Raw genomic sequence first — 25,138 nt, forward strand, 5'->3', positions numbered from 1 at the left:
TTTCAAAGGAGATATTTTTCGCCTACGCCTGCCCGTCCTTCCTTGTGTCAGCAAAAAGAGAACAACATCAATGAACACCGTGGGATCTGATGGCAACCTTGCACAAGGTTTCAAGCCACGTCACGTAACGATGCTGTCCATCGCCGGCATCATCGGCGCCGGACTTTTCGTCGGCTCTGGCCATGCCATCGCGGCAGCTGGCCCAGCAACCATAATTTCCTATTTCGTGGCCGGGACCTTGGTGGTACTGGTCATGCGCATGCTCGGCGAAATGGCCGTGGCACACCCCGACACCGGATCGTTTTCCACCTATGCCGACCAGGCCATTGGCCGCTGGGCCGGCTATACCATCGGCTGGTTGTACTGGTGGTTCTGGGTGCTGGTGATTCCTATCGAAGCATTGGCCGCCGGGCATGTGCTGAACGCCTGGTTCCCGCAGGTGGACAGCTGGATCTTCGCCCTGGCTTCGGTGTTGCTGCTGGCCGGTACCAACCTGTTCAGCGTGGCCAAGTACGGCGAGTTCGAGTTCTGGTTCGCCATCCTCAAGGTCACCGCCATCCTGGGCTTCATCGGCCTGGGCTTTGCCGCGCTGATGGGCTGGCTGCCCAACCGCGAGGTCAGTGGGCTGAGCGGGCTGATGGCCGAATACGGCGGTTTTGCACCGAAGGGCTGGTCGGCGGTGGTCGGCGCGTTCATCACTGTGATGTTCAGCTTCATCGGCACCGAGGCAGTGACCATCGCCGCGTCCGAGTCCAGCGACCCGTCGCGCAACATCGCCAAGGCCACCCGCTCGGTGATCTGGCGTATCAGCACCTTCTACATCCTGTCGATCTTCGTGATCATTTCGGTGGTGCCGTGGAACGACCCGCAGTTGGCGGTGGTGGGTTCGTACCAGCGTGCGCTGGAAATCATGAACATCCCCAACGCCGCGTTCATGGTCGACCTGGTGGTGCTGGTAGCCGTTACCAGCTGCATGAACTCGTCCATCTACATCGCTTCGCGGATGATGTTTTCGCTGGCCAAGCGCGGTGACGCCCCGGCCTTCCTCAACAAGACCTCCAAGGTCGGTGTACCGCGTGCTGCAGTGTTCGGCAGCACCCTGATCGGTGCGGCCATCGCAGTCCTCAACTACTTCGCGCCGAAGGGCGTGTTCGAGTTCCTGCTGGCCAGCTCTGGCGCCATCGCCCTGTTGGTGTACATGGTTATCGCCATCTCCCAGCTGCGCATGCGCCGCCGTCTGGAGCGCGAGAACACCGAACTGAAGTTCCGCATGTGGCTGTTCCCGTACCTGACCTGGGCGGTGATCATTTTCATTGCCGGGGCGCTGGCGGTGATGATGTACACGCCTGAGCATCGGGCGGAAGTGAGCTCGACATTGGGCCTGGCGATCGTGATTTCCTTCCTGGGGATCGTGACGTCGAGGGGCCATGCGCAACCGGTGGCAGCGCGATCGATGGGGTGATTCAGTTCACCTGGCTGTAAGGCAAAGGGCACCCGAGGATGGGTGCCCTTTGTTTTTTTGGCCAGACGAAGGTTCAGCAGCAAGACATGGGGCGGTTCTTCTGGTGTGCTCCAGCAGACTTTTCAAGTAAGGAAACTGGCATGACCATGTGTAAACTCATCCTGCCCGTGCTGGCCGCTGTGGAGAGTTGTGATGCCGTACTTACCCACCGTTCGGCTGTCGACAGAGGCGCGTACCCGGCCAATATTGCGCCTGGTGACTTTATGCAGTATGTGGTGAGCTTCACCGTTTCGTCACTCTCGTGCAGGGATGCTTTGCACGGATACAAGAGCGCTTCGCGCTAAGAGAAAGGAGCTTTTTATGCACGACGAAGGCAGTTCAACTTTAGCGAATGGCGCAGCCGTCGAGTTGCCGCCTGGTGTGTTTCCACCGATGGCGGGTTACACCATCGGAGATCTTCTGGCGGTAGCCAATGCCCCTTTCGAGGCATTGCTGAATAATCACGATACCGACCCTGGGCTGATTCGTGAAACGGTTACTGCGCTGGCCCAGCACTTGTACGCGGCATTCGAAAGAGAGGACGCCCAGTACCAGATTGCCACGTGGTATCAAAAGCCGTACGACCAGCCTGGGAAGCGCCAGCGCAGTATTGAGACCATCGCAGAGCAATTCGGCGTCATCACGCTGAAGGCAACGGCTGAATCATTGAAGGGATCACCGTTGCTCGGCCTGGGCAAGGCGTTCTATATGAGCCTTGTCGATGCCGCCGGGCAGGCCATAAAGATGCATATTCTGAAGTTGAATCAGGGCTGATGATCTGCCGATGTTCACCCTCGTAGTGGCCGTCACTACCACGCCCGCCCCTGACCTCACCGTTGCGCTCGCTGCCCTGGTCGAAACCGAGACGCTGCGACCACACCTGCCAGCGCACCATGCGTGATGAGGCGATGACGGGCGGTGTTATGCACCTGCATGCGTAGCTTGGGGGCGGCGGCGATGACCTGGCTTAAACGGGCAGGGATACCCAGGGCGTCCTTGAACGTTTTCAGAAACTTGCAGCCAGTGTCCTGAAGCTCATGGCGTGACGCCTTTCAGCGCATACAGGTTTGCGTGGCGTTACTGCGTGGCACTCGGCTGGGCAATTTTGCCTTGCCTCAGGCCGAGGCCCAGCAAGCAGCTGGGAGCGAGGTAAAGATCATGCGTTGAACCCGGTCGACAGTATCGGGTTTGGCATTGACCAGAATCTAGCGGCGCATTTTTTAGGGACGCGTCGAACCAGGGAGATGGCGAAATGGACAATAACTGGGGTACGGGTAGAGCGGGCGGCGGACTGGATGGTGGATATACCGGGTCGCTCGATCATGCAATCTCCAACCTGCATGTCGGGCGCAGTCAGGGGCGCCAGCAAGGTCGTAAAGAGGGCTTCGACGAGGGGCGCTCTCAAGGCTATGCGCAAGGCTGGGACGCAGGGGTGGTATGTGCTAACCAGAAACTGGAGCCACTCAGGGGGTACGTGAGGCAGTACTTCGAGGAGGCGGTGCAGCTTCGGGCTGTTGTGCAGCGCCAGAAAACCATCATCGACCTGATGTACCAGCAATTGTCCCTGGTCGCCGGCGCGGCCAAGCGCGCTGAGGCTAAACCGACGGCTTGCGAGTCCGAAGCATTTGCAGCCCTGCAGAGCAGTAATGAGTTGCTCAAGGCAAGGCTCGAGGTGATGGACATGCATTATGCAGCTGCGCTCGAGCAGTCCAGGCTGAGGCAGCTGCAATACAAGCGCAGCCTGGTGTTCATGCGGGCGGTGCAAGGGCTACTGGAAGAACTGGTTCACGGCGATAACCCCGAAGCGCGGGACATCCGGCAACGCTTTGTGAAGCGTTACCAGGACCAGGTTGCAAGGGATTTGCGTGCAGGCGAAATCCAGGTCGCCCCTGAACTGGATGAGGTGTTCGGCAAGCTGCTGCCGGAAACGCAGCGGTTCATCATGGACATGCTGCAGTCGGCTGCACCCGAACAGGATGTCGACGAATCTGCCCCGGCGCCATGAATGACATGCGCGACACAAGGCCGCTACAGGGATTGCGCCAGATGTAATTGATCAGCCTCAGGGGCCAGGGTGCTGGCTGTTCCGCTGGCGGGGCTGTCGGAGGCGGTTGGGGGACTCGTGGCGCCAGCAGCCAGGGCCTCGACAGGCATACAGACCCAGGCCGCGCACACCTGGGCGGGGTATTGCTGCCTCTCGTAGCGCTGGGCGTTGCGGGACGACTTGACGAAATGGCCAAGAACGCCATGCGCCCTGAGGTCAAGCGGGTCGATCGGGGTACGCTCGCTTCGCAGCCCGTGTGCCGTCCATTCCCTGCAACGATTGGGTCAACGCAAGGCCATCCACCACGCGGTTTCGTATCGGGGTAGGCGGGTGGTTAGCGCAAGATGCCCAGTGTAAAAATAAATGAGGTGTTTTCTCATTCTCGTTCGGCATGTAGAGAAGGCCGGATTACAGGCCAGCCCGCCGACCCCCGACACGGAGCGAGAGAATGAGTTTTACCCCGGTTCCACAGCGCCACCCCTTGAGTCGTGCCCTGCATGCTGCACTGTTGGGCCTGGCAGTCAGCACCTACGCACTGCCGTCGCTTGCACAGCCTTTGAGCGCTGATCACAACAACCCGCTCAAGCAGTGGAGCATTCCTGCGGGCCCGCTGGCGCCGGCACTGGACCGCTTTGCGCGCGAGGCGGGCATCAGCCTTTCGTTCGATGCGCAGAACGTGGCCAACCGCAATACCAACGGGGTGCAGGGCGCGCTGGATACACGGTCGGCACTGTCGTCGCTGCTGCGCGGAACCGAGTTGCAGATTGAGCCGCAGGGCCCCAATGCGTACCTGGTAATACCGCAACCAAAGCCTGCCGGCCCGCTGGAACTGGGCGCGACCGAGGACTACCGCCTGGCACCTGTCATCATCAATGCCAAGGTCAAGGCCAGCGCCGACGATGACGCCAACTCGGTGGTTGCCAAGGAGCTGTGGGTTGGCGGCAAGGTGGCGACCAGCATCCTCAACACGCCCGCGTCCGTGTCGGTGGTGACCAACAAGGAAATGCAGCAGCGCAGCGTCAGCACCACCGAAGAGGCGCTGCAGTACACCCCCGGCGTGGTCAGCGACTACTACGGTTCGGACGACCGCAACGACTACTTCCTGATCCGCGGCTTCCAGGCCACCACCTACCGAGACGGCCTGACCCTCAGCTCGATGCGCGGTGTGCGCGAAGACCCTTACGCCTACGAGCGTATCGAAATTCTGCGGGGTGCCAACTCCACCCTGTTCGGCCCGGCAGACCCGGGTGGCTCGGTCAACTTCGTGACCAAGCAACCGCGCTTCGAGAAGTTTGGCCAAGGCTACGTGACCTACGGCTCCTATGACCATGCCGAAACCGGGATCGATGTAGGCGATGCGCTGAACGACGAACAAACCCTGGCCGGCCGCTTCACGGCCAAGATGCAGAACAGCGACCGCGAGTACGACCATTCGCAGGACGATAACCGCTTCGTCATGGGCGGCCTGACCTGGGCGCCGACCGACTTTACCTCGGCCACGGTGGTGCTGGATTACCTGAAGACCAACAGCTCGCCGAACAGCGGTGGCTACCCGCTGGACAAGGAGTACGACCGCAGCGACTTCTACGGCGAGCCCGGCTACAACTTCCACGATGTCGAGCGCACCAGCCTGAGCGGCAACATTACCCACGACTTCGACAACGGCTTCACCCTGCGCAGCAACCTGCGCTACAGCGAGCTGACCGATGACTTCGGCTATGTCTACCTGAGCGACAACGCCTCGCGTGTTGGCACCACCATTCCACGCTACGTCTTCGGCACCGACAGCGATGCCGACCAGCTCAATGGCAACCTGATGCTGCAGTACGATGCCCAGTTCGAGCACATCGACAGCAGCACGCTGGTGGGCGTCGAGTACCTCGACTCGACGACCAAACAGAGCTCGGTCTACGGCCTGGCGCCCTCCATCGACATCGCCAACCCGGTGTTCACTGGCGTGCCCGGCGGCATCACGCCCTATAGCCGCAAAAAGAATGACGCCACCACCAAGGCGGTTTTCCTGCAGCAGAATCTGTCGTTCTTTGATCGCGTCATCGCGACCGCAGGCGTGCGTAACGACTCGATGGACCTGTCGAGCAAGGAATACATCGGTGGCGAGCAGACGGAAAAGGACAACTTCTCCGAAACCTCCTACCGCACGGCACTGACCTATATCGTCAACGATGAAGTGTCGACCTACGTGAGCATGGTGGAGTCCGTCTCGCCCCCGCAAGTGGGCGTTACCCCGCAAACCGGCAAGCAATACGAAGTGGGCATCAAGTACTCGCCCATGGGCATGGACGCACTCTTCTCCGCCGCTGTTTATGACCTGACCCAGGAGAACGTCACCATTGCCGTGGTGTTGCCAAGCGGCATCATCGAGCAGCAGACGGTGGGCGAGTCACGCGTGCGTGGCCTTGACCTGGAAGCCAAGGCACAAGTCACGCAAGACATCAGCGTGATTGGTGCTTACTCCTACATGGAGTCCGAGGTGCTGCGCGGGTCGCTGTATGACGGCTCTTCCTTGAAGGGCAATGAGTTCACCACGGCGCCCAAACACACCGCATCGCTGTGGAGCTACTACGACATACCTGGCACTGACGTGAGTGTCGGCCTGGGCGCGCGGTATGTGGGGGCGTACTACATGGATGCTGCCAATACCAAGAAGAGCGATGGGACCACGTTGTTTGATGCGGCGCTGAACTACAAGATCGCCAAAGGGACCGACCTGGCGCTGAACGTGAGCAACCTGTTTGACGAGCAGCATGTGGTGGGGTCGGGGACGGCGAATTACTACAACCCGGGGCGGGAGGTGACGGCGAAGGTGAGTTATAGCTGGTAGGGGAAATGTGTACCGGGTGGACGCTGGGCATTCGGCCAGCCTCCACCGTATTCTGATCAGCTAAATAAGGTAGGATAAAGGCTATTTGCCATTATCTGCCTGGCGTGTCCTGGGCATTGATAACGCGGCGCAAGCCATCAACAACTCCCAGGAAGGAATAAATGCGCACACAGGTAATTATTGAGGATCATGTCCTGCCGCAGTTGCTTACTTCGGCGATCGAGGCGTACGAGGTGTCGCACAGGGCGCACGCGCGGGGACGAAGCAACAAGAAGCTCGAAACATTCGGCTTGCTGTGGGGGTATGCCTTACCCGTGCGCAACAACCTTCCTGCCCGCCTGGTTGCGGTGGTCGCCACGGTCGAAACCTCGGCACTCAGGCACTCGGAATGGGTAAAGCCCGATTTCGAATCCATCGCGATGAAGCGCGACTTCTTCGCAGAGTACTGGCCGCAATTGGAGCTCATCGGCACGTTCCATTCGCACCCCTACGAAGACCTGAGCGAGGTCAACGATGCGAAAGGTTGGCGCGCTTCTGACGCCGATATGGAGTTTTGGCCAGCGTTTCATGAGTTTGTCTGCCCAGACATGGATGAACTGGCGCATCTGGTCATTGCCATTACCGCCCTTGGCCGTAAAGGCTCTGCGGAGCCCCAGCGCCTGCTGGGTAGTGAGTATTCTTCCGGCTATGTGGTCAGTGCAGAAAAGCGCAAGCTTTGGATCAAGGGCTACACCTCGTCGCTCTACGAGGAAATCGATGATGATGCCCCATTCGATGAAGATTTCATGGCCGGAAACATTGAGATGGAACGCTCCTACGATGTGTGGGAAGACGAAGATGTGTTGCTTGAAATCCCCTCGCTGGAAGCACGTTTCAGGCACGAACTGCTGCGCAAATGAGCCCTGATAACCCCAGCAAGCGCTGGAACAGGTCGTCGTAGCTGAGCGCGGGTGCCGGGCTGAGACTTGCGGCAGCAATTCTCGGCCCCGGCATTCAGCTATTAGTCATTCATCAACCACTGTTTCAATTCCTTGAGGTTGCTCACCACCAGTTGCTGGGCCTCGGGCAGTATCGCCATGTTGCGGTGGTCGATCTGATACCGCTGCAACACATACTTCACCAACGCCCTGCGGCTGGGTACCACCAATTGCCCATCCGTCATGCCGAAGTCGGTTTCGATGATTGCCTTCTGCGCCGCGTTCAACCGCCCATCAGGTTCGAAGATGACGGGCACTTCCACATTCCAGTCTTCATCCTGCTCGCGCGTGTTCGGCGATGCGTCGAGCAAGTCCGGCTGCCCGCGCAAGCGGCTCAGCACGAAGTCGCGGTACTGGCCGTTCTTTTCGCAGTAAGCCCGTACGTGCCAGCGCATGCCGGTGTACACCAGCGTGTGCGGGGCGATCAGGCGTACCTCGACGTTGGGGGTGTTGAAGGACACGTATTCGGTTTCCAGGCGCAGGCCTTCACGGCAGGCTTTGAGCAAAGGGCGCAGCACCTCTGGCCGAATTGGGCGATCGGGTACTTCCAGCACCCGGGTGTGCGCATAGGCCAGTGCCAGCCCGTCGATGTGCGGGGCGCGCTCATTGTTCTGGTACAGCAGGTGCAGATAGGCGCTGGCGCTGTTGTCGATGAACCGTGGCTCGAACTGCTCGCTCGGTACATAGCCCTTGATCTGCTTGTCATACGTCAAGTTTTCGGGCGCATGTTCGGTGATGTAGGTATTGATGTCCTTAGACGCCTGCTGGCGGCTGATGCCAAAGCTCTGCATCAGGTGCCCCGTGGTCAGCCGGCCTTCCCACCAGGCAACGGTCTCGATCAAACGATAGCGAAGTGCCAGGTCCCAGCGTACCTGCTCGATAGATTGCTTGCGTTTCATACCCTCTCCATGTGCGCGATTACTTTACCTGTATAAGTCTACATTCTAGACGTGTAGTTTTTCATTACATACCTTTGGCTCGCCTTCGGAATGCATCGGAGGCATCAAAGGACATGAACATGACGATGCCGGAAGTGGTTGCGACGGGGGCCTTGGTGGCAATTGGGATCATCCTGCTGGTGCTGATCCAGCAAGGGTTGAAGCTGGGGGAGCTTGGCAAGAAGGTGGAGCACTGCCAGCGGGATTTGCGTTGGTTGCAAATTTGGGAGATGGAGAACCGCGAGCTACGGTCAGCGTTGCGGGCGGAGCGAGAGCATGTTGCGCAGTTGCAGCGCAAGGTGGTCATTTTGCAGGACATGGCTGTGACACAAGTCCGTTAAGGGAGGCTTTTGAATAGGCCGCTGCTTGGGCAGGTGCAGTGCTGAACGCCTACGGAACGGTTCAAAACCGATTTCACATGGCCCGGTGGAGACTTACAATCAAATGATGGCATTATGCCTCATCAGCCATGCGGCTTCTTGAGCGCTAAGGGCTGCTGCAGCCCTGCGCGGGGCACGGACCTTTAGAGGCGAAGCCAGTATCGGATCGTGTGAGACCCTGCGCCAGACGCCATGTTGACCGCCTTGATACCCATGCTTCGCTTTTGCGGGCAGTTGGCAAACCATTTTACGAACGGAATCCGGCATGACCACTGAAGTAGTAGAAAGCAGCTCGTCGTTGATGAAGATGGTGGAAGCCATCGCCATTAGTCCCCAAGATGCGCGGGAGCTGGTCGCCCAGTACCAGGCGCAGGCGCGCAAGGCCTCGCCGTCTGCCTCGGAGCAGAAAATCGAGGACACGGTGGTCGACAAGATTATCAGCCGCTACTCAAAATTGGCCGCCACCTCTGGTGCTGCCACTGCGCTGCCGGGTGTTATCCCGGGTATCGGAACTGCGGTGAGTGCTGTGGGCGGCGGGCTGGCGGACATTTCGGTGTGCATGAAGCTTCAGATTGATATGACGATGTGCCTGGCGGTCGCGATCAACGGGAAGATGTCCAATGAGGACGCCAAGCACATGTCGTACATCATCGCCCTCTACGGTTCCCTGGAGCAGATGGGGACTACGGGAACGACCCGAATCGCCAGCAAAGCTGGGGTGCGGATGGTCAAGAAGTACCTCACGGGTCCGGTTTTGCAAGTGATCAAGGATTTGTTCAAGAAGATCGGGATTACGTTCACCCAGAAGGCTGCCGCTAAAGTGATTCCATTTGGGATTGGGGTTGTAGTGGGCGGCACGGCGAATTATGCGCTGACGAAGTATGTGGGGAAGACTGCTCGGGATACGTTTCGGCTGAGCCTTAAAGAAGAGGGCGTTATGGAGTGAGGGTTGGGGTTTGGGTAAACGGTTAGCGGCGTGCTTGTGGGGGGGGCAGGCTGAAGGCTGGGGTGTCGGCTTGTGCTGTATTTTGTGGGCCGGGGAGAGTTGAAATGGATCTATCCATCTGAAGATTAAGTGGAAATTTCTTCTGTGAAAAAATGGAATACCATTTGGAATACCTATCCCCGAATTTTAAACCTGAGATTGGCTTGGCAGATTCTTTGAATTTTAGTACCAGAGCTTTGCGTGAGCATGGAAAGCTTGGTTGACCATATGCCAATGCATCGCTGACGTCACGCACAGTATCGGTCACGGTACTAACTTCCATTAGAGCGCCGTCTTTCATAGCGTGGTAGATACTTCATGTCGTGCTGCCGCTTTTCAGTAGCGCATCTTTAGCGTGGTTCGACCTGTTCGAAAAGTTTACCCGCACGGCCAGGCGCATACGGATAGGTCCTAAAGGATTAAATTTTGTTGATTCCTGCAGCGAATCGCGCCATGGATATTCTGCTAATACATTGGCGTTATTCAAGGATCAGGCAAGGCAGGGTGTACCTGTCAGGCGATTAGAAGTTTGGCTGTTCGTCCCTTTTTGCGGGGCTCAGGTGATGGTTGCAGGCGTGTGCTAGCTATGATGGCAAAAAAACACCGTACGTGGCTTTACCCAGGTGTGGCGAGCGGATAGGGTGAGAGCCATCGGAAGAGTTGGCCTCAGAAGTAGCGCCTATTAACGTGTGAGGCGTCAGACGCCAAGGCCTCATTCACGTCGTCGGTGAGAGGCGGATAAAAGTGGGAATAATACTGGTAGAGGGACGAAGTGAACCAAGTCTTATACGTCGGTGAGTTGGTTTTGTCTAGTGCTTTTCCCGGCATTGGTAAATTGTCGGGATTGGATCGTGAGAGAGGCGAGTGCGAGGTCACCTTCTTCGAATCCCCTTTGAACCCTGAGGCGAGGAGGCTCAAGGTTGATCTAGCCGACGTTAGGAAGACTCAACTCTATGAGGAAGCAATCGTTTATTGTCGAGATCAATTGACAGGCATCTGGCGACGTGGTCGGTACGGTGGTTCGCGGCCACTCAATCGGCACTTGGTGATCTTTCGCACTGACGATAACGATCAAGCGGTGGTCGATATTGATGAGATCTACTGCCTGAACCTCGGAGCGCAGGATTTGCTCGATCCTTCGGCGTTCCTGGCGGCTAGGGCCAACGACGCGCCTTTTTTCTTCCCGCTGCGCCAGGATTTCCTCGAAGCCTATATTGAGCAGCGGGCGGCTTGCCGCTCCATCGGTGCGATTACCAGCAGCAGCGTAGAGTTGGAGCCGCATCAAATTGCCGTAGTTAGGCGCATCCTTAAGGACCCATGCCCTAAGTACTTGCTAGCGGATGAAGTGGGCTTGGGCAAGACAATCGAGGCTGGCCTGGTCATCCGTGAGCACGTGCTTCAGAAGAAGTTTTACGCCAATGTTTTAATTGCGGCGCCGGCTTCTCTTGTCACTCAGTGGCATGAGGAATTAAAGGGCCGATTTCATCTTGGCGAGTTGATGTCTACAAAGCATCGATCGGAACAGCTGATTCGAGTATGCAGTCATGAACAGTTGGAGACGGCTTTGCGGGAGAGTGGCCAGCCTAGCTTGTTTGTCGTTGACGAGATGCATCAATTAGCGCCGCTGGCCTGGTCCTCCGAGCAACACTCGAATGACCGGTTTCAGGTACTGGCGGAGGCCTGCCAGGCAGCTGAGGTGACTCTGTTGTTGTCGGGAACCCCGTTGAATGGGAACGAAAGGAACTTCTTGGCGATGCTGCACTGCTTGAGTCCCGAAGCTTATGAGATCTCGGAAGCGGGGGTTCAGCGTTTCATCGCTCGAGTCAAGGAGCGTGAATGGCTAGGTGGGTTGTATAGCGCACTGACCCCGGGTAACTCGAACGCCGCATTGGAACAAGCACTGCATGATCTGCGGGGGAAATTCCCTGAGGATCAGGAGTTGCATGAGAGAATCGGCAGTTTGATGCCGTTTGTGGATCTCTTCGCCGAGGAGAGCGGCGAGCAGCGCGAGCACAAAATCATAGGCTTGCGGCATTACCTCGGAGAACACTACCGCCTACATCAGCGCATGCTTCGTAACCGCCGGGAAATGGGGCATCTCGCGCAGTTATTTCCAGGATTGGCTGGTTTGCGCCGTCAATACTGGCCGATAGAACCACGCAGCATGCCATTGGATCTGTTGTTGGAAGAGTACCGCAGTCAGGCCTGTCGGGATCCTGATGAGTTCCAGGCAATGAGTTCTGGAGAGTACCTGAACTGGGTTGACGACTTGTTGGACAATCCATTACTGGTTAAGCAGCGGGCTAATAAGTTCGACAGCGAATTAGCAGCGACCCTTGAAGCAACCGAGCGAGAGTTTCTTGCCGAAATATCCAAGCAAGCCTCAATCGAGCAGGAGTGTAAAGATCGAAGTTTGATCACGAGTCTGGAAGATTGGTTGGCCTGCAATCCTAAGGGCAAGGTGGTTGTTTTCTGCGGTGACGAAGTAGTCGCGGATCATGTTGCCGCTACGCTCGGTGACGCTCTGTCTGTAGGTATAGAGCGCAATTCTTCCGACCGCGACTTGCATTTCTTGCAGTCGGGCGGTTCTGTGCGGGTATTGGTTTGCGATCAAGGTGGTGAAGATGGTCTTAACCTGCATGGAGGGCAGAAACTCGCTGTGCATTACAGTCTGCCGAGATCGTTCAGTCGCGTTGAACAACGCTTGGGACGATTGAACCGTTACAGCGCAAACCTGCGTGGCATCAGGCCTGTAGAAAGTTTAGTTTTGATGTCTGACAATGATGGTTTATTCAGACGGTGGCTAGATCTACTTGACACATCGGTAGGTGTATTCAATCAGACGGTGGCCAGTTTGCAGTACGTACTGGAAGAGCACCTCGAAAAAACTTGGCAGGCAGTCGCGCGATCTGGCGATGAAGAGTTACTTGTCTGCGCCAAGCAACTGAGGGGCGAGGGCGGCCTGTTGGACCGTGAGCGCCGTCGCGTGAAAGTACAGGAAGAATTGCTTGCATTGGACGAGGATGTCGCCAAGGCACGGGACTTCGCCGAAAGAATTTCTGAGGCGGACGAAATAGCCGAGGAGCAGATTGGCCGCATGTGTGCCTGGATGACGCGCGGTATAAACTTCAGATTAGAGGGGGATCTGCAGCATCAATTCAGGCTGGGCTTCGGCCTTGACTCCGCTGAGCGTGGCGGTCGTACTCTGGTGGACGTGAAGACCTTTATCGAAGGTTGCATCACGGGTATTGATCCGGAAAGTGGTAACCCGCCATACACCGCCCCCATGAGCTTCTTGCGGCAGCAGGCCTCAACTCAATCGGGCGTGTACCCCTTCCGTTACGGCCAACCGTTCGTGGATTCCATATATGAACTGGCCGCTGGTGATTCGCGGGGGGCAGCCTGCGCATTCTTGCGAGTTCTTAACGGCAGTGCACTACAGGCGCCAAAGATTTTCTTTCATTTGAAGTGGCTGGTAACTGCTGCCCGGCCGGATTGCACGTATCAGGAACAGGTTATCGCCGATGAGTTACTGGCACCTGCGGTGTATGGCCACTGGCTCGCTGAAGACGGCAGCCTGGTAAAGGACGAAAACAAATTGAAATCCCTGGAATGGCCTTACAAGAAGCCCGCGGGCGCCATCTTCCAGGATATCAATCTGCGCCATGATGTCTGGTCCGAGTTGGAGTTTCTATTACCTGTAGGCGAATGGAAACGCATGGTGCTGGGTATCACTGAGTTGAGTCGAAAGAGGATCCTGGAGGAGATAGGCGCTCTGCGAGATTCCGTCCTTGAACCGCACGTGCACCTTATGGCGGTACGCGCCCAGATCCTGTGCTCAAAAGATCTGTGGAGGAATGAATGATTCAGGCCCAATGGAACGCCTTGCAGGCGGCGCTACTAGTACCAGAGTATCCATCCGAGCAGACAGTCGTCGAGCCGTACTTTCTCCGCATGCTGATGGTGTTTGGCGACGCCAAGGCGGGTTCGGCCGATCGCGCCGTCGCTTGCCGTGATGCTTTCGGCTGTGCTCATGCTCATGGCTGCACTGATTTGCTGCTTCAACTGCCTGCTGGTTCCGTTGAAAAGCAACACCTATCCCGAGTGGGGCTGGCTCAAGATCCGTTGACCGACCGGATAAGGTTGAAGATTGCTTTCGAAGAAACGGACTTGGCAGTTTACAGACGTCAACGTCGCCGATTCCTCCACGAGCCTCAGGTAGACGTGGCCTTGAGCAGTGCTTTGGGCCGTGTTGGTTTTAGCAACTACAACGGCCTCGGTCAGCAAGTTGCAGTGCGGACATTGCTGACCTCTCCGGATGACAGTACGGTCTTCATCAACCTACCTACGGGTTGCGGCAAGACACTGGCTGTCCATGCTTTGAGTCTGTTTGCCTATAGGCAGAAAGTGGTTCTTGTCATTGTGCCAACGACCGGACTTGCCATCGAGCAGGCCGTGCGTGCTGGGGAAGTGCTAGAGGCTGCAGGATGCGATCACGGCGGCAGTTACGTGTGGATCGGGGGGCAGGAGGAAACTGAGCGTCGAGAGATTCGCGAGCGTCTACGTTGCGGCACTCAACGGATCTTGTTCTGTGCGCCCGAGTCCGCTATATCGGGCCTTAGACCATCGTTGTTCGAACTCGCCGGAAAAGGACTGCTGGGTGCGCTAGTAATCGATGAGGCGCATCTGGTCGGCCAATGGGGTGCGGAGTTCCGTCCTGATTTCCAACTGCTAGCCCCTCTTTTCCACTCCCTCAGAGAGCACTCATCAAGCGGCATCCGCACCTTGTTGATGTCAGCTACGTTTAATTTCGCCGCTCTGGAGGTGTTGAAGGAAGCCTTCGTTCCCGAAGGAACTCAGGCTATCGAGATCAATGGCAGTTTTTTGCGCCCAGAGTTGGACTTCAATGTCCTCAGAACTCCTGCAGAAGAAGAGCATCGGCAGGTTGTCGTGGACTTGCTATGGCGCTTGCCTCGACCTCTGATTCTTTACACAACGACCCGGGCGGATGCGCAGAACTGGCGGGATCAGTTGGTCGAGCAGGGCTTCCGTCGGCTTGGCCTATTCCACGGAGAAACCAACACCCAGGAGCGCGAGCGTCTAATTGGCCTGTGGCAGGATGACCATCTGGACATCATGGTTGCAACGTCCGCCTTCGGTGTTGGCATGGATAAGAGAGATGTCCGTTCGGTATTGCATGCGGCAGTGCCAGAAAATCTGGATCGTTTCTATCAGGAGGCGGGGCGTGCCGGGCGAGACGGTAATGCCTGTTGGTCCTGGTTGGTTTTCTACCCGGGCCAGATAAAAGTGGCGGAGCAGATATCTCGGGCACGGCTGATTTCTAGTGAAGTGGGATTGGATCGCTGGAACACCTTGCTGCAAAGTCGTCGACGCAGCAGTGATGGTTGCTTCAGTGTATCTCTGTCGATGTTACGCCGCGATTTGAGGCGTCGTAGCGAAGGTAACGCCGAATGGAACGTACGTACGTTGCTTCTGATGCAACGAGCAGGCCTGATTCGTTTGCGCTATTCGCCGCCCGAGGCTGATTACGAAAACACCGCAGTTGACGATACTGACGCGCTGCAGAGTGACAACTACTTTGACCGTATCGATGTGGAAATCCTAATAGATGCCCATCAGTCCAAAGATATTTGGCAACGATATGTCGATCCACAACGTGCTCGTGAGCAACAGGCAATGGCAGAGGGTTTCGCCAGTTTGCGCCAGTGCTTGGATGATCCGGATCAGTCGATGTGCCAACTGTTGGAAGAGTTCTACCGACTGGATGGCGTCAGTCCTGAACGCAGTTGCGGTGGATGCCCTGGTTGCCGTTCTCAGGGGCGGGGGCCCTTTACGCCAACATTGGGCGCGTCTTTCCATGTAGTGGGCGTGGTGCCTCCTGTAATGCCCAAGTGGATGCCGGAATCCCAGTTACAGAGGATCCGATACCGTACGGAGAGTTATCGCAGTGTCACTCCTCGTGCTTTGATTCATAACTGGCGGCGATGGATGGTGACACTTCTGCGCAGTCAGGAGGTGCAGGCTGTCCGCGCCAGTCGGGCCTTGTTGGATGAAATAAAGAAGGATGCTGGTTTTAAAGCACTACCTTTCTGGTGTGCTCTAGAGCCATTCGATACTGCTGGGGGGTGGACTGAGTTGGTATTGCTGATGCCGGATGAAGTTCACCTCCCTACGAGAGGCTTTGAGGATACAGCAAGACTGATAGTTGCCCCCGAAACTCTTGGCGATCCATATCACCCGTACCGGAATTGGTGGGAGTGTGATTCCAATAGCAGGGATTTGGTCGACTTTGAAAGGGAAATTTGAATATGTCCATGGTGAATAACGCTAACCCTGGTAGCAGTCTGATACTGCTAAATCTTATTGATCGTGTGCTGGTTCGCAAAGAAAAACCAGTTGCGCGGGCGGAGTTGGTAGAGACTTTGCGTCCGGACTTTCTCCCGGAAAGTGAGACTGGAGCCAAGCGGTTTGAGTCCAACCTGGATTTCTGGTTGGAAGAGGGCCTGTGGGTGCAGAATAGTGAAGATATGATCCTTCTCCCTCTGCAGTCTGGCGATCAGAGACTACCATCCAGGGTTCTAGAGTTGATTATTAAAAATACAGTTAACGAGCCGGATAGTGCTATTCTGGATGGCGTTCGCTGTGAACCGTTCATTCGAGCAATGACCTGCTTATTGGCGCAGCGTAGTTACACATTCATGGGGGGCGACGTACTAAGTACTGCTAATGCAGCTGAGGCAATCAATAGCCACCTGCCGGGAAGAGGGCTGAATGAGTCCAACGAACTCTCGACCTTCGTGTCCTACGGGGATTTTCTTGGCTTTCTGGAGCCCTTCGGTAAAGGCTACGTTGTCGATCCCACACTGGCTATCAAACCCTATCTTGAGCGAATCTTTGAGGGGAAGAGAGTGCTGTCGGTAAGGGTGTTTATCGAGCGTTTGGGGAACTACCTTCCACTGTTGGATGGTGGACGCTACCGCAGATTGCTCGAGCCTTACATGGAGGATTGGCAGCCAGATGCTTCACATGAAATCAGCGCAGCACTTAGTCATGCTCTAGTGCGTATGGAAAGTCTGTTTCTATTGCGACTCGAGAAGTCCTCGGACGATAGTTCGAGTATGAGTTTGCTGTTGCCGAATGGTGTTCAACGCTCCGTGGGTGAGATTCACTACCGTTCCGAGGCTGCCGTATGAGTCTGATAAATTATTGGCCGAATTCGGCGAATATTTCCCACTGTATCCGTACGGAGGCAGAGGAGTTAGCTGAGCACGTACTCTTAGCGGTGCATGAACCTATGCAGTTGGTTCGAGTAGGTAACGGTGTAGAGCAGCAATGCACTGAAGTCGATTTGCTGAAGCACTTTCTCGAGGTGGAACGCCCGATTCCACTGATCGGGCGTTCAGGGGTTGGAAAGTCCCATCTTATTCGATGGTTGGAAGCTCAACTAAAACTGCAGGCACAATCCAATAGTTGGCATATTGTTCGCATTCCGAAGAACTCCAGTTTACGCCAGGTTTTGGAAGTGCTGCTGGAAGGTTTGGAAGGTGAAGAGTTCGACAGTGCGCGTCTACGAATCCGATCGGTCGGTGAAATGCTGAAGGTCGAAGAGGTCGCCGACTTGCTATTGACTTTCATGTCACAGCAGTTGCAGAGACTCAACGCTCGCGTTGTAGAGCAAATTGCCTATTACAAGGAGAATCCGCAGGCTGCCGAAATTCTGCCTGCTGAAGAAAAGCAACGTTTGGCAGATATTCGTTCGCATACCACGCTAGGGTCCGGTCTTTCTGAGTTGATTACTGATCCTAATTTCAAAAGAAGTTTGCTTGAGTCGAGTCACTGTATTTATCAGTTTGCGAGTCGCTTGACGCAGGGGGCTACCGATCAGGAGTTAAGTAGGAACGACTACCAGATCTGGGCTGATGACTTGGATTTCAGTTTCAATCTGTATGACCTGTCGCAAAGTGCCCGTCAGTATATAAGTCGGGTTCAATTGAATACAAGTCGGAAGGCCCAGGAAGTTGCTGCAAGTGTTTTGAATGAGGTCCTTGGAGAGTCAACCAGAACCGCGTTTCGCCACCTATTTAGTTTCAATGGCGGTAGCTTTTTGGATCTTTTCAAAGACATTCGCCGTACCTTGAAGCGCCAAGATCGCACATTGTTCGTACTAGTTGAGGATATGGCGGCGATTTCTGCTATCGAGGATGTGCTGATCGATAGCCTGATGGAGGAGTCTATTAGGGACGAAAAGAAGGAGTTGTGTACGCTCCGCTCGGCCATTGCGGTAACTGATGGCTACCAAGGGTATCTTCGGCGGCGCGACACGATTCAAACACGTGCACAGTATGAGTGGTTAATAAGGGATCATGGTCAGAGTCGAGAACAAACTCTGCAACGTATCGTTGATTTCTGTGCGCGCTATCTGAACGCTGCCCGTCACGGCAGTGAAAGTTTGAAAAGGTCTTGGGTAGATCGTGTAAGTGAATCTGATTGGCCGAAAGTTTGGGAGGATTCAGAAGGTCCTCCGGAAGATCTTCAGGCATTTGGGTTTTCTTCTTCGGGTGTGCCGCTATTTCCATTTAATCGTGGTGCCATCACTGCTTTGGTGGACAACTATCGCAGAAACGACGACGAGTTGATATTCAATCCACGTCAGGTCTTGAATCAGATCGTGTTGAGGGTATTACGAGACCATCGCCAAGCGTGTGAGGAACACAGATTTCCACCGGCGGAATTTGCTGCTATCAAGGGTAGTGCTGGATTGTCCGATTTGTATGGACTCAACGAACCTACGCGCTGTGAAACTGTAGCTGCAATCTGGGGCTATGGCTGTCGTTCTATCCCAGAGTTGCAGAAGGGGTTGGATTGGCGTGTGGCAAATGTATTTGGGCTGTACGAATTAGCATCTTTGTTGAGGGAGGTCCAACCTGCCGGTTTTGTAAACCCTCCAGTGCAGCCAAGCGTTGGAAAAAAAAATATCAAGCCGGTGATAGACTCTAAACGGCCAAAGCCAGATCTTGATCAGGATGAAATTGAAGAGGTTGTTTCTAGGTGGTTTCAGCGAAAGAGTAAGTTGGGGCAGAATGAGTCCAGGGACCTAAGAAATGCCCTGAACAATTTGTATAAGCAATATGCTAATCCAGAGTGGTTAGGCTTGGCTTCGCGGCCTGCTCTAAATAGTGGCAGCTTCGTTAATATCAATATCCCATTTTCCATGACTGGGAATAAAGAAACCAATTTGGTGAGTTTTTTTAACGAGTCAGACTTTGATGATCCCCGGAAAGCAGCTTTTTTGAAAGGGGTTGCGCTGGCGCTTTTACGTTACGAGAGTGCTAACCCGAAATCCACAGTGGTTGGTTGGGGATATGATGGTGGTTTCGAGGACTATTTGCGCTATCAGAACTTTGCCGCCTATTGGGTTCCGCAGGTTCTTGAAACCCTTGCGCTAATGGAGCGATCTAACCTACATGAAGCGATGCAAGCACAATTGTCCTCGGCTCCTATTCTGGGGTTATGGCGGAATGCTTCCAACGATCGCCAGAGACTCAATGAGTTTCTTAAGCCAGCGAAAAATATCAGAGAAGCATTGCCGGTTGCTGCTTGTTTGAAATTGTCGGAGGAACGTGGGGCAGCCTTGAAAGAATGGGATGGCAACCGTGATGCCTGGTTGAGGCTTGTCGCTGCTAACGATCATGGTATGGATGGTGAGTTGGCTCTCAAATCATTCAGAGATGCTATCAAAAATGGCTTCGGACAGAAGTCGATCACCCAAAATAGGGCGATTACCCAAGAGTTACAATCATCATTTTCTGTGTTGTCTACTCTCGATGGGTATTCTCGGTATGAACAATTTTGTCTGTTGTTGGAGGAAATGGCTGAAGTCGTTCGTAGCGTAAGTGAGGGTGGGGAGCATTATCCTTCTCACCTTCCAGATGTGCCGAGTTCAAGGAAGATACTTGAGATGTTGAGTAATGCGAAAACAAGCGAGGTTTGGGGGGGGGTTAAGGTTTTTCTTTCGTTTTGGAAGGAGTCTGAACCTTCTAAGAGATTGCAGTTGATAAATCAGGTTGATGGTTCGCACCTGCAAAAAGCTGTTCAGGCATTAGTAGCGTGGGATAAATTTGACGAATACGTATCTCCGCTGTTGGAACGCGAGAACCGCCAATATGGACTGGATATATTGGAGCAATCACAAGCGAAAGTTACTGAGTTGCTGTCGGCGATGACGGATACTTTGACTGGGTTGCTGGAGGAATGCCGTGAGCAGTCTTGAACAGAGGGTTAGTGTTATACGTGAGCGGATCTCGCTGAATCGGTCTGCTGGTAACTCGCGTATAGCCATCGAGGATTGCAAAGAAATTTACGAGAGATTTTCAAGCCTTTCAGAGAGGCTTGCTTTGCTGCGGCGACAATCATCGAGCATCGCGGCCTTGCCGGATGATGCACCAGAATTATTGAGTTTGAAAGATGACTTTAAAGATCAGATTCATAAGGTGCAGGCGAGTTTGGGAGCTTTTTTGGAGGTTTGGCGGAAGTGTAAGCAGTCTTCTCGTCAGGATGACTCTCTTGAAAATGCGAGGGTTGCACTTGAAGATTTAGTTTTACGGTTGGAAGGGAAAATAGAGTCTTCTTGGAAATCATGGGTAGGGCAATTATATAGCCAGTGCATGGTTGAGAAAGTGATACTAGAGAGTCAGCGCGAGATACCGGGTTTCGAGCATGTTTATGCGGGGTATGTAAAACTTGATGGTGAGTTTAAAGTTCTAGCAAAAAAGGTCCCTGAGACTGTATGGCCTCTTGATGACCTGGTGAAGATTAAGAAGCGCATGGAGCAAATTCGAGATGAAATGCAACTCGATCTTCCTGAGAATGTTAAGCGCTTCTTTAAGGTATTGAATCAGCGTGGCCGAATTAAAGGGGTTTTATTGTCGGAGATGGATAAGGACACCTTCTGCTGGCTACTTGAGCACGACTTACTAGATCAGTTCTCCGTCGAACGCAGTAGGAAGCTATTTTGATGGCAATATCCCTGGATCGTTTGTGTACTGCCCTCGATCGCTTGGAGGAGTTGGAGACGAGTTTGCTGGCTTGGGGGGACACCAGTGGCTTCTTCACTGAAGACGAGATACTTGCGACACTCGAAGAGGTGCTTCCCGAGGACGATCCCTATGACGTTCTGCTCAGACTCTGCGATCACGCAATGGTGATCGAGGCTCCCCACCCCGAGGGATTGTCCAAGCGCTACAGGACGCGAATGGGAGAGGCTGTGCATCTGTACCGCCATCTTCGCCAGTGGTTCCTAAACAAACCGGTCGACCAGGCCCGTACGCTAGTTTCCGATTTTCGTTTCGTTCGGCGGTCGCGTAGTTACCCCTGCCGCGATCAGAGTTTGCAGAAACTGCTAGATGGCTTGGGCGAGGTCGCTTCTGCGCGATTCCAACTGCCAATCCGCGCTCTACTGGGACACCAGGAGAACCTGCTTCTGGCCGGCTTTCAGGTGCGTGCTACTACTCGAGTCCTGCAGGCGTCTAAGGATCGGTCTATCCATGCTGCCGGCAGCATAGTCTGTGCCGGCACTGGTAGCGGCAAGACCTTAGCTTTCTATTTGCCAGCCTTAGCTGCTTTATGCAGTCAATTGGCTAAGGATGCTTCCTCGCGAGTACGCATTCTGGCGATCTACCCGCGGCGTGAACTGCTTAAAGATCAGTTCATGGAGACTTGGAGCCAATGCCGAAAATTGGACGAATTGGTCAAGTCGCAGTCAGACCGAAAAATTTCCATTGGGGCATTTTTTGGCGACACGCTGGAGAACACCAGCACTGCCCATGAAGCCGCAAAAAAGTTCAGCGGCAATTTGCCGTTCGACTTGTTGCGTTGCCCAACGAAGGATTGCTCCGGAAAAATGGAATGGCGTCTGGAGGGTTCTGTCGCGCAACGCGAAGAACTGCACTGCAGTCGCTGTGATCATTATGTACCTCATGATGAGGTTCGTTTGACTCGGCGGTCTCTGGCTGCTGCGCCACCGGATATCCTTTTCACTACGACTGAAATGCTGAATCAGCATCTTGGGAACTATGCATTCCACCACTTATTCGGGGTAGGTAACTGCGAGGGGCCCACACTGGTGCTGCTGGATGAGGTGCATACTTACGAAGGTAGTAGCGGAGCGCAGACGGCCTATCTGCTACGGCGTTGGATGAAGCGAAGTGAATGCCGGCCACACTTCGTTGGACTTTCCGCTACTTTGAGCGACGCACCTGCTTTTTTTTCCGAGTTAATCGGGGCGAAAGAAGGTCATGTGGAGTTGATCGAGCCTCTTGCGGATGAGATGGTGGATGAGGGCGCCGAGTATCTCATGTTGTTGCGCGGGGATCCGGTTTCTCAAACCGCATTGCTTTCCACCACCATTCAGGCCGCCATGTTGACTCGACGTATCCTAGATAATCGTGACAAGAGATCGCGTGGAACATGGGGAAGTAAAGCTTTCGTCTTTACCGATGATCTGGATGTCAACAATCGACTCTATCACCAACTGGCAGACGCTGAAGGTTGGAAAACCAGGGGCGCGCAGTTGGTGCCGGATCATGAACCGCTGGCAAGCTTGAGGGGAGGTGGTCGCTATCTGGATTATCCAAGCCGCCTTAAACGTATTCAGTTAGGCCAAGACTGGCAAATAGGCATGGATATCGGGCATTCGCTCGACAATGATGATCGCGCTCGGGTAGGCCGGACCTCTAGTCAGGACTCTGGCGTCGACCCTAACTCCGAGGTAGTGGTAGCTACTGCTTCGCTGGAGGTCGGCTTTAACGATCCATTGGTTGGAGCGGTTTTGCAGCATAAGGCGCCGCGAAGCGTTGCGTCCTATCTGCAGCGCAAGGGACGTGCTGGGCGCCCCCGCGGGATGCGCCCATGGACCCTCGTTGTGCTTTCTGAGTTCGGTCGAGATCGAGTTGCTTTTCAGCGTTACGAGGATTTGCTTACCCCTGAAATCACGCGACAGAGGTTGCCCCTTCAGAATGGGCATATCCAGAAGATGCAGGGGGCAATGGCGACGCTGGATTGGCTAGCGATGCTGCTGAAGGAGGGGTCGGTTTGGAGAATCCTGAAGTATCCCAAAGGATCGTCTGCACAACTGACGACCTTACTCTCGGCTGTTGAGCAGGTATTGCAACCTGGTGGAATGCAGGACCGATATGTTGGTTATTTGAAGGACGCGTTGCGCATAGATGAGGCAGCCTTGCAGCAAGTGCTGTGGGCTTCACCGCGATCATTGATGTTGTCTTTTTTGCCGACGCTTCGTCGGCAATTGAAAACGCTGTGGTGCGAGTATGGAGAAAAGTGGAAAGAATTACCCCGAGGTCGCTCTCCGATGCCGGCTTTCATTCCAGAGGCAATGTTCGCCGAATTAAATATTCCTAGCCTATTCGTGTCTTTGCAGCGTGGGGAGGGTAGTGATGCAAAATGGGAAGGACTGCCATTTTATCAGGCTTTGCGCGAGTTCTCCCCCGGCAGGATTTCCAAGCGTTTTGCTATCAAGTATGACCTGGCTGACTGGTTGATCCCGGAGGGATTTCAGCCGATTGCCGACACCGTACAACAGGTTGACTTTGAGATTGCGGAAGCATTCGGAGAGTACCTACAGAACGAAGGGGCGGTGGCCGCGGGATCCGAGGCAGAATTGTCTGTAGTGCGCCCACGGGAAATATATACCCGCGCTCTGCGCAAGGCGAGTGGGTTGACGGAAAAGAGTAATTCCCGCCTGCGTTGGGACTCGGAATTCATCTTGGCCGAACATACATCTGTTCAGAAGCCACCGATGGGAAGTTGGGGGACGCACCTGATTGATGTGGCGTTTTGCCTCCACCAGCAGATGACGCCGCTTGAGGTGGTGCGCTATAGCAAAGGGGCTGACGCCACGCTGCGTTTTCGCAACGGCCAAACCGCGCGGGTGAATTTTGCATGGAAAAGCCAAGGTGAACCGATAGCCGTAGGTGCGCGTCAGTGGGTGGACGGTATGCGTCTTCGTTTTCGAGTCAGCGATGAAACTATTGCCGATCTCCTGGGGACCCTTGCCATATCTGCCGCATTGCGTCCGTTGTTGTTCCGGCGGCGGGTCGAGCAACTAGGTCGTTTCGACGGTGACCCCTTTACAGCCAACTGGGTATGCGAATGCTTCCTTGCCGCTTTGGCTGCTGAGTTGAAAGACGTAGACCCGGCCGAGCCATCGGTGATGCATGGAGCCTTGCGCCGTCTACTTTCCGACGAGGGTAAGGAACGCTTGCTCGCTATTCCGCAAAGCCTTTTCCAACTTGATGAGCAAGAAGAAGGTTCCAGAGAGCAGGAATTACAGGCCGACTTGCGCGGACTCCTGGGATGCTCTGAAGTGCTAGCCCAACTAGCAGATTGTGCCGAGCCTCTGTGGCGGGATATTCATACCTTGCCAGATATCGTGGAATGGACAAAAGAACTTCTGGCCAATACGTTGGCAGCAGCAACCCAGCAAACACTATGCACCTTGCTTGGGGACGTTAACGAACGTTCGGTGAATGCTGATGCGCTTTGGCAAGGCGGTGACCTGGAAGTATGGCTCAGCGAGGTCGAAGCGGGTGGTTGTGGGGTCATTAGTCGCTTGGCCGAAGACTACTTCGATGATCCTTTGCGATTTCTGAATGTATTGGCGTGCAGTTTGCGTCCTGGCGACTACGAGAAAATTGACTTCGATCTCTACGAATTGCTGGAGAAAGCTTCTGTTGATGAGGAGGTCGAGAGGGTTCTAACGGGTGTTCGTGCAGCTGCCGATCATAAGCAGCGTCGCAAGGCCGGTGCAGCCATGCATTCCAGTCTCTTGCGGGCTGGGTTTGCACTTAGCCACAGTTTTCTCAGTGTATTGCACTCCCGCATACTCAAGCCGAGCAGCAGTCGGCAAACGGATGCCGAACTACTCACATTGCTCAAGCAATGGCGAGAACTCGAGGTCAGGAGTGGCATTGAGTGGCCCCTTAATATCGTTTCCCACACGTTGGCGGCGCAGAAGATGAGAGCGAATGCGACTGTCTCTGATTTATTTCGTGCTCATTGTGTCAATCAGGGGTTATTGTGGCCGCGAGGTAATACAATTCGCCAATCGGAATTGAATCGTTACAATCCTTTTAGTAATGGGAATGCGACCACGGAGCGAATGCTGGGTGCTGGTTTGTTTGCCGGGCGTAGACCTCGGTTAGTGTATTCAAATTCCTATTTGAGTGAATTGCACAAATTCTTGCGAGCAGAGGGTAGCGTTGAATTGGTGATTTCCCGCGACCAGCAGAGGGGAGTGTCCAAAGTCATTACCGAGGTACAGTTGTATCCGGTTGACTATCTGGGTTTGTTACTTTACCCCAGAGTGGGCGAACTACAGAGAGAAGACGGTTCCCTGGTGCTGGTCATAGAGTTGGCGGAGGCTTTGCAGTGAGG

General features: G+C 54.7%; 15 protein-coding genes. 13 read left to right on the forward strand and 2 right to left on the reverse strand.

The window, feature by feature from the left end; all coding sequences use genetic code 11:
• Positions 1 to 70 precede the first annotated feature (70 nt).
• The 5 genes from AA098_RS03645 (at position 71) to AA098_RS03670 (ending at position 7,286) form a co-directional block, all read left to right on the forward strand.
• Positions 71 to 1,462, forward strand: coding sequence for an amino acid permease (locus tag AA098_RS03645; RefSeq protein WP_003249863.1), 1,392 nt, complete (start codon positions 71 to 73; stop codon positions 1,460 to 1,462).
• Positions 1,463 to 1,822: 360 nt separating this feature from the next.
• Positions 1,823 to 2,275, forward strand: coding sequence for a hypothetical protein (locus tag AA098_RS03655; RefSeq protein WP_004576149.1), 453 nt, complete (start codon positions 1,823 to 1,825; stop codon positions 2,273 to 2,275).
• A 478-nt stretch (positions 2,276 to 2,753) separates the two neighbouring features.
• Positions 2,754 to 3,506 (forward strand): hypothetical protein, encoded by a 753-nt coding sequence (locus AA098_RS03660; protein WP_064613843.1) that lies wholly within the window; start codon positions 2,754 to 2,756, stop codon positions 3,504 to 3,506.
• Between the two features lie 487 nt (positions 3,507 to 3,993).
• Entirely contained in the window at positions 3,994 to 6,387 is a 2,394-nt protein-coding gene (locus AA098_RS03665; protein ID WP_064613844.1) for a TonB-dependent siderophore receptor, read from the forward strand.
• 161 nt (positions 6,388 to 6,548) lie between these two features.
• Positions 6,549 to 7,286 (forward strand): hypothetical protein, encoded by a 738-nt coding sequence (locus AA098_RS03670; RefSeq protein ID WP_003249871.1) that lies wholly within the window; start codon positions 6,549 to 6,551, stop codon positions 7,284 to 7,286.
• A gap of 101 nt (positions 7,287 to 7,387) precedes the next feature.
• Here the strand turns inward: AA098_RS03670 and AA098_RS03675 are convergent, their stop codons facing one another.
• Positions 7,388 to 8,263, reverse strand: coding sequence for a WYL domain-containing protein (locus tag AA098_RS03675; RefSeq protein ID WP_014859377.1), 876 nt, complete (start codon positions 8,261 to 8,263; stop codon positions 7,388 to 7,390).
• Positions 8,264 to 8,382: 119 nt separating this feature from the next.
• On the opposite strand from AA098_RS03675, the gene AA098_RS03680 reads away from it, so the two are divergent.
• Positions 8,383 to 8,643 (forward strand): hypothetical protein, encoded by a 261-nt coding sequence (locus AA098_RS03680; protein ID WP_064613845.1) that lies wholly within the window; start codon positions 8,383 to 8,385, stop codon positions 8,641 to 8,643.
• A 304-nt stretch (positions 8,644 to 8,947) separates the two neighbouring features.
• Positions 8,948 to 9,628, forward strand: a complete 681-nt coding sequence (locus tag AA098_RS03685; protein WP_003249877.1) for an EcsC family protein — start codon at positions 8,948 to 8,950, stop codon at positions 9,626 to 9,628.
• 22 nt (positions 9,629 to 9,650) lie between these two features.
• On the opposite strand, the gene AA098_RS29070 is transcribed toward AA098_RS03685, so the two are convergent.
• Complete coding sequence (locus AA098_RS29070) at positions 9,651 to 9,935, reverse strand: hypothetical protein (RefSeq protein WP_156747505.1); 285 nt, start codon at positions 9,933 to 9,935, stop codon at positions 9,651 to 9,653.
• A 504-nt stretch (positions 9,936 to 10,439) separates the two neighbouring features.
• On the opposite strand from AA098_RS29070, the gene dpdE reads away from it, so the two are divergent.
• From dpdE to dpdJ, 6 genes are read left to right on the forward strand one after another with little or no spacing between them, the layout of a single operon-like run.
• On the forward strand, positions 10,440 to 13,532 hold the full coding sequence (gene dpdE / locus AA098_RS03690; RefSeq protein WP_082916841.1) for a protein DpdE: 3,093 nt from the start codon (positions 10,440 to 10,442) through the stop codon (positions 13,530 to 13,532).
• Entirely contained in the window at positions 13,529 to 15,994 is a 2,466-nt protein-coding gene (gene dpdF / locus AA098_RS03695; protein ID WP_082916842.1) for a protein DpdF, read from the forward strand. Before dpdE ends, dpdF begins: the two co-directional genes overlap by 4 nt.
• Before the next feature lie 2 nt (positions 15,995 to 15,996).
• Positions 15,997 to 16,881: a protein DpdG gene (dpdG, locus tag AA098_RS03700; RefSeq protein WP_064613846.1), complete on the forward strand. Its 885-nt coding sequence runs from the start codon at positions 15,997 to 15,999 to the stop codon at positions 16,879 to 16,881.
• The gene (dpdH, locus tag AA098_RS03705) at positions 16,878 to 19,958 is read left to right on the forward strand and encodes a protein DpdH (protein WP_064613847.1); all 3,081 of its coding nucleotides are present in this window, start codon (positions 16,878 to 16,880) and stop codon (positions 19,956 to 19,958) included. The genes dpdG and dpdH overlap by 4 nt, the downstream gene beginning before the upstream one ends.
• Positions 19,945 to 20,703, forward strand: a complete 759-nt coding sequence (locus AA098_RS03710; protein WP_064613848.1) for a hypothetical protein — start codon at positions 19,945 to 19,947, stop codon at positions 20,701 to 20,703. The genes dpdH and AA098_RS03710 overlap by 14 nt, the downstream gene beginning before the upstream one ends.
• Positions 20,703 to 25,136, forward strand: coding sequence for a protein DpdJ (gene dpdJ / locus AA098_RS03715; protein ID WP_177342665.1), 4,434 nt, complete (start codon positions 20,703 to 20,705; stop codon positions 25,134 to 25,136). Before AA098_RS03710 ends, dpdJ begins: the two co-directional genes overlap by 1 nt.
• Positions 25,137 to 25,138 lie beyond the last annotated feature (2 nt).

Origin of the sequence: Pseudomonas sp. JY-Q, from assembly GCF_001655295.1 — a bacterium.
GTDB lineage: Bacteria > Pseudomonadota > Gammaproteobacteria > Pseudomonadales > Pseudomonadaceae > Aquipseudomonas > Aquipseudomonas alloputida.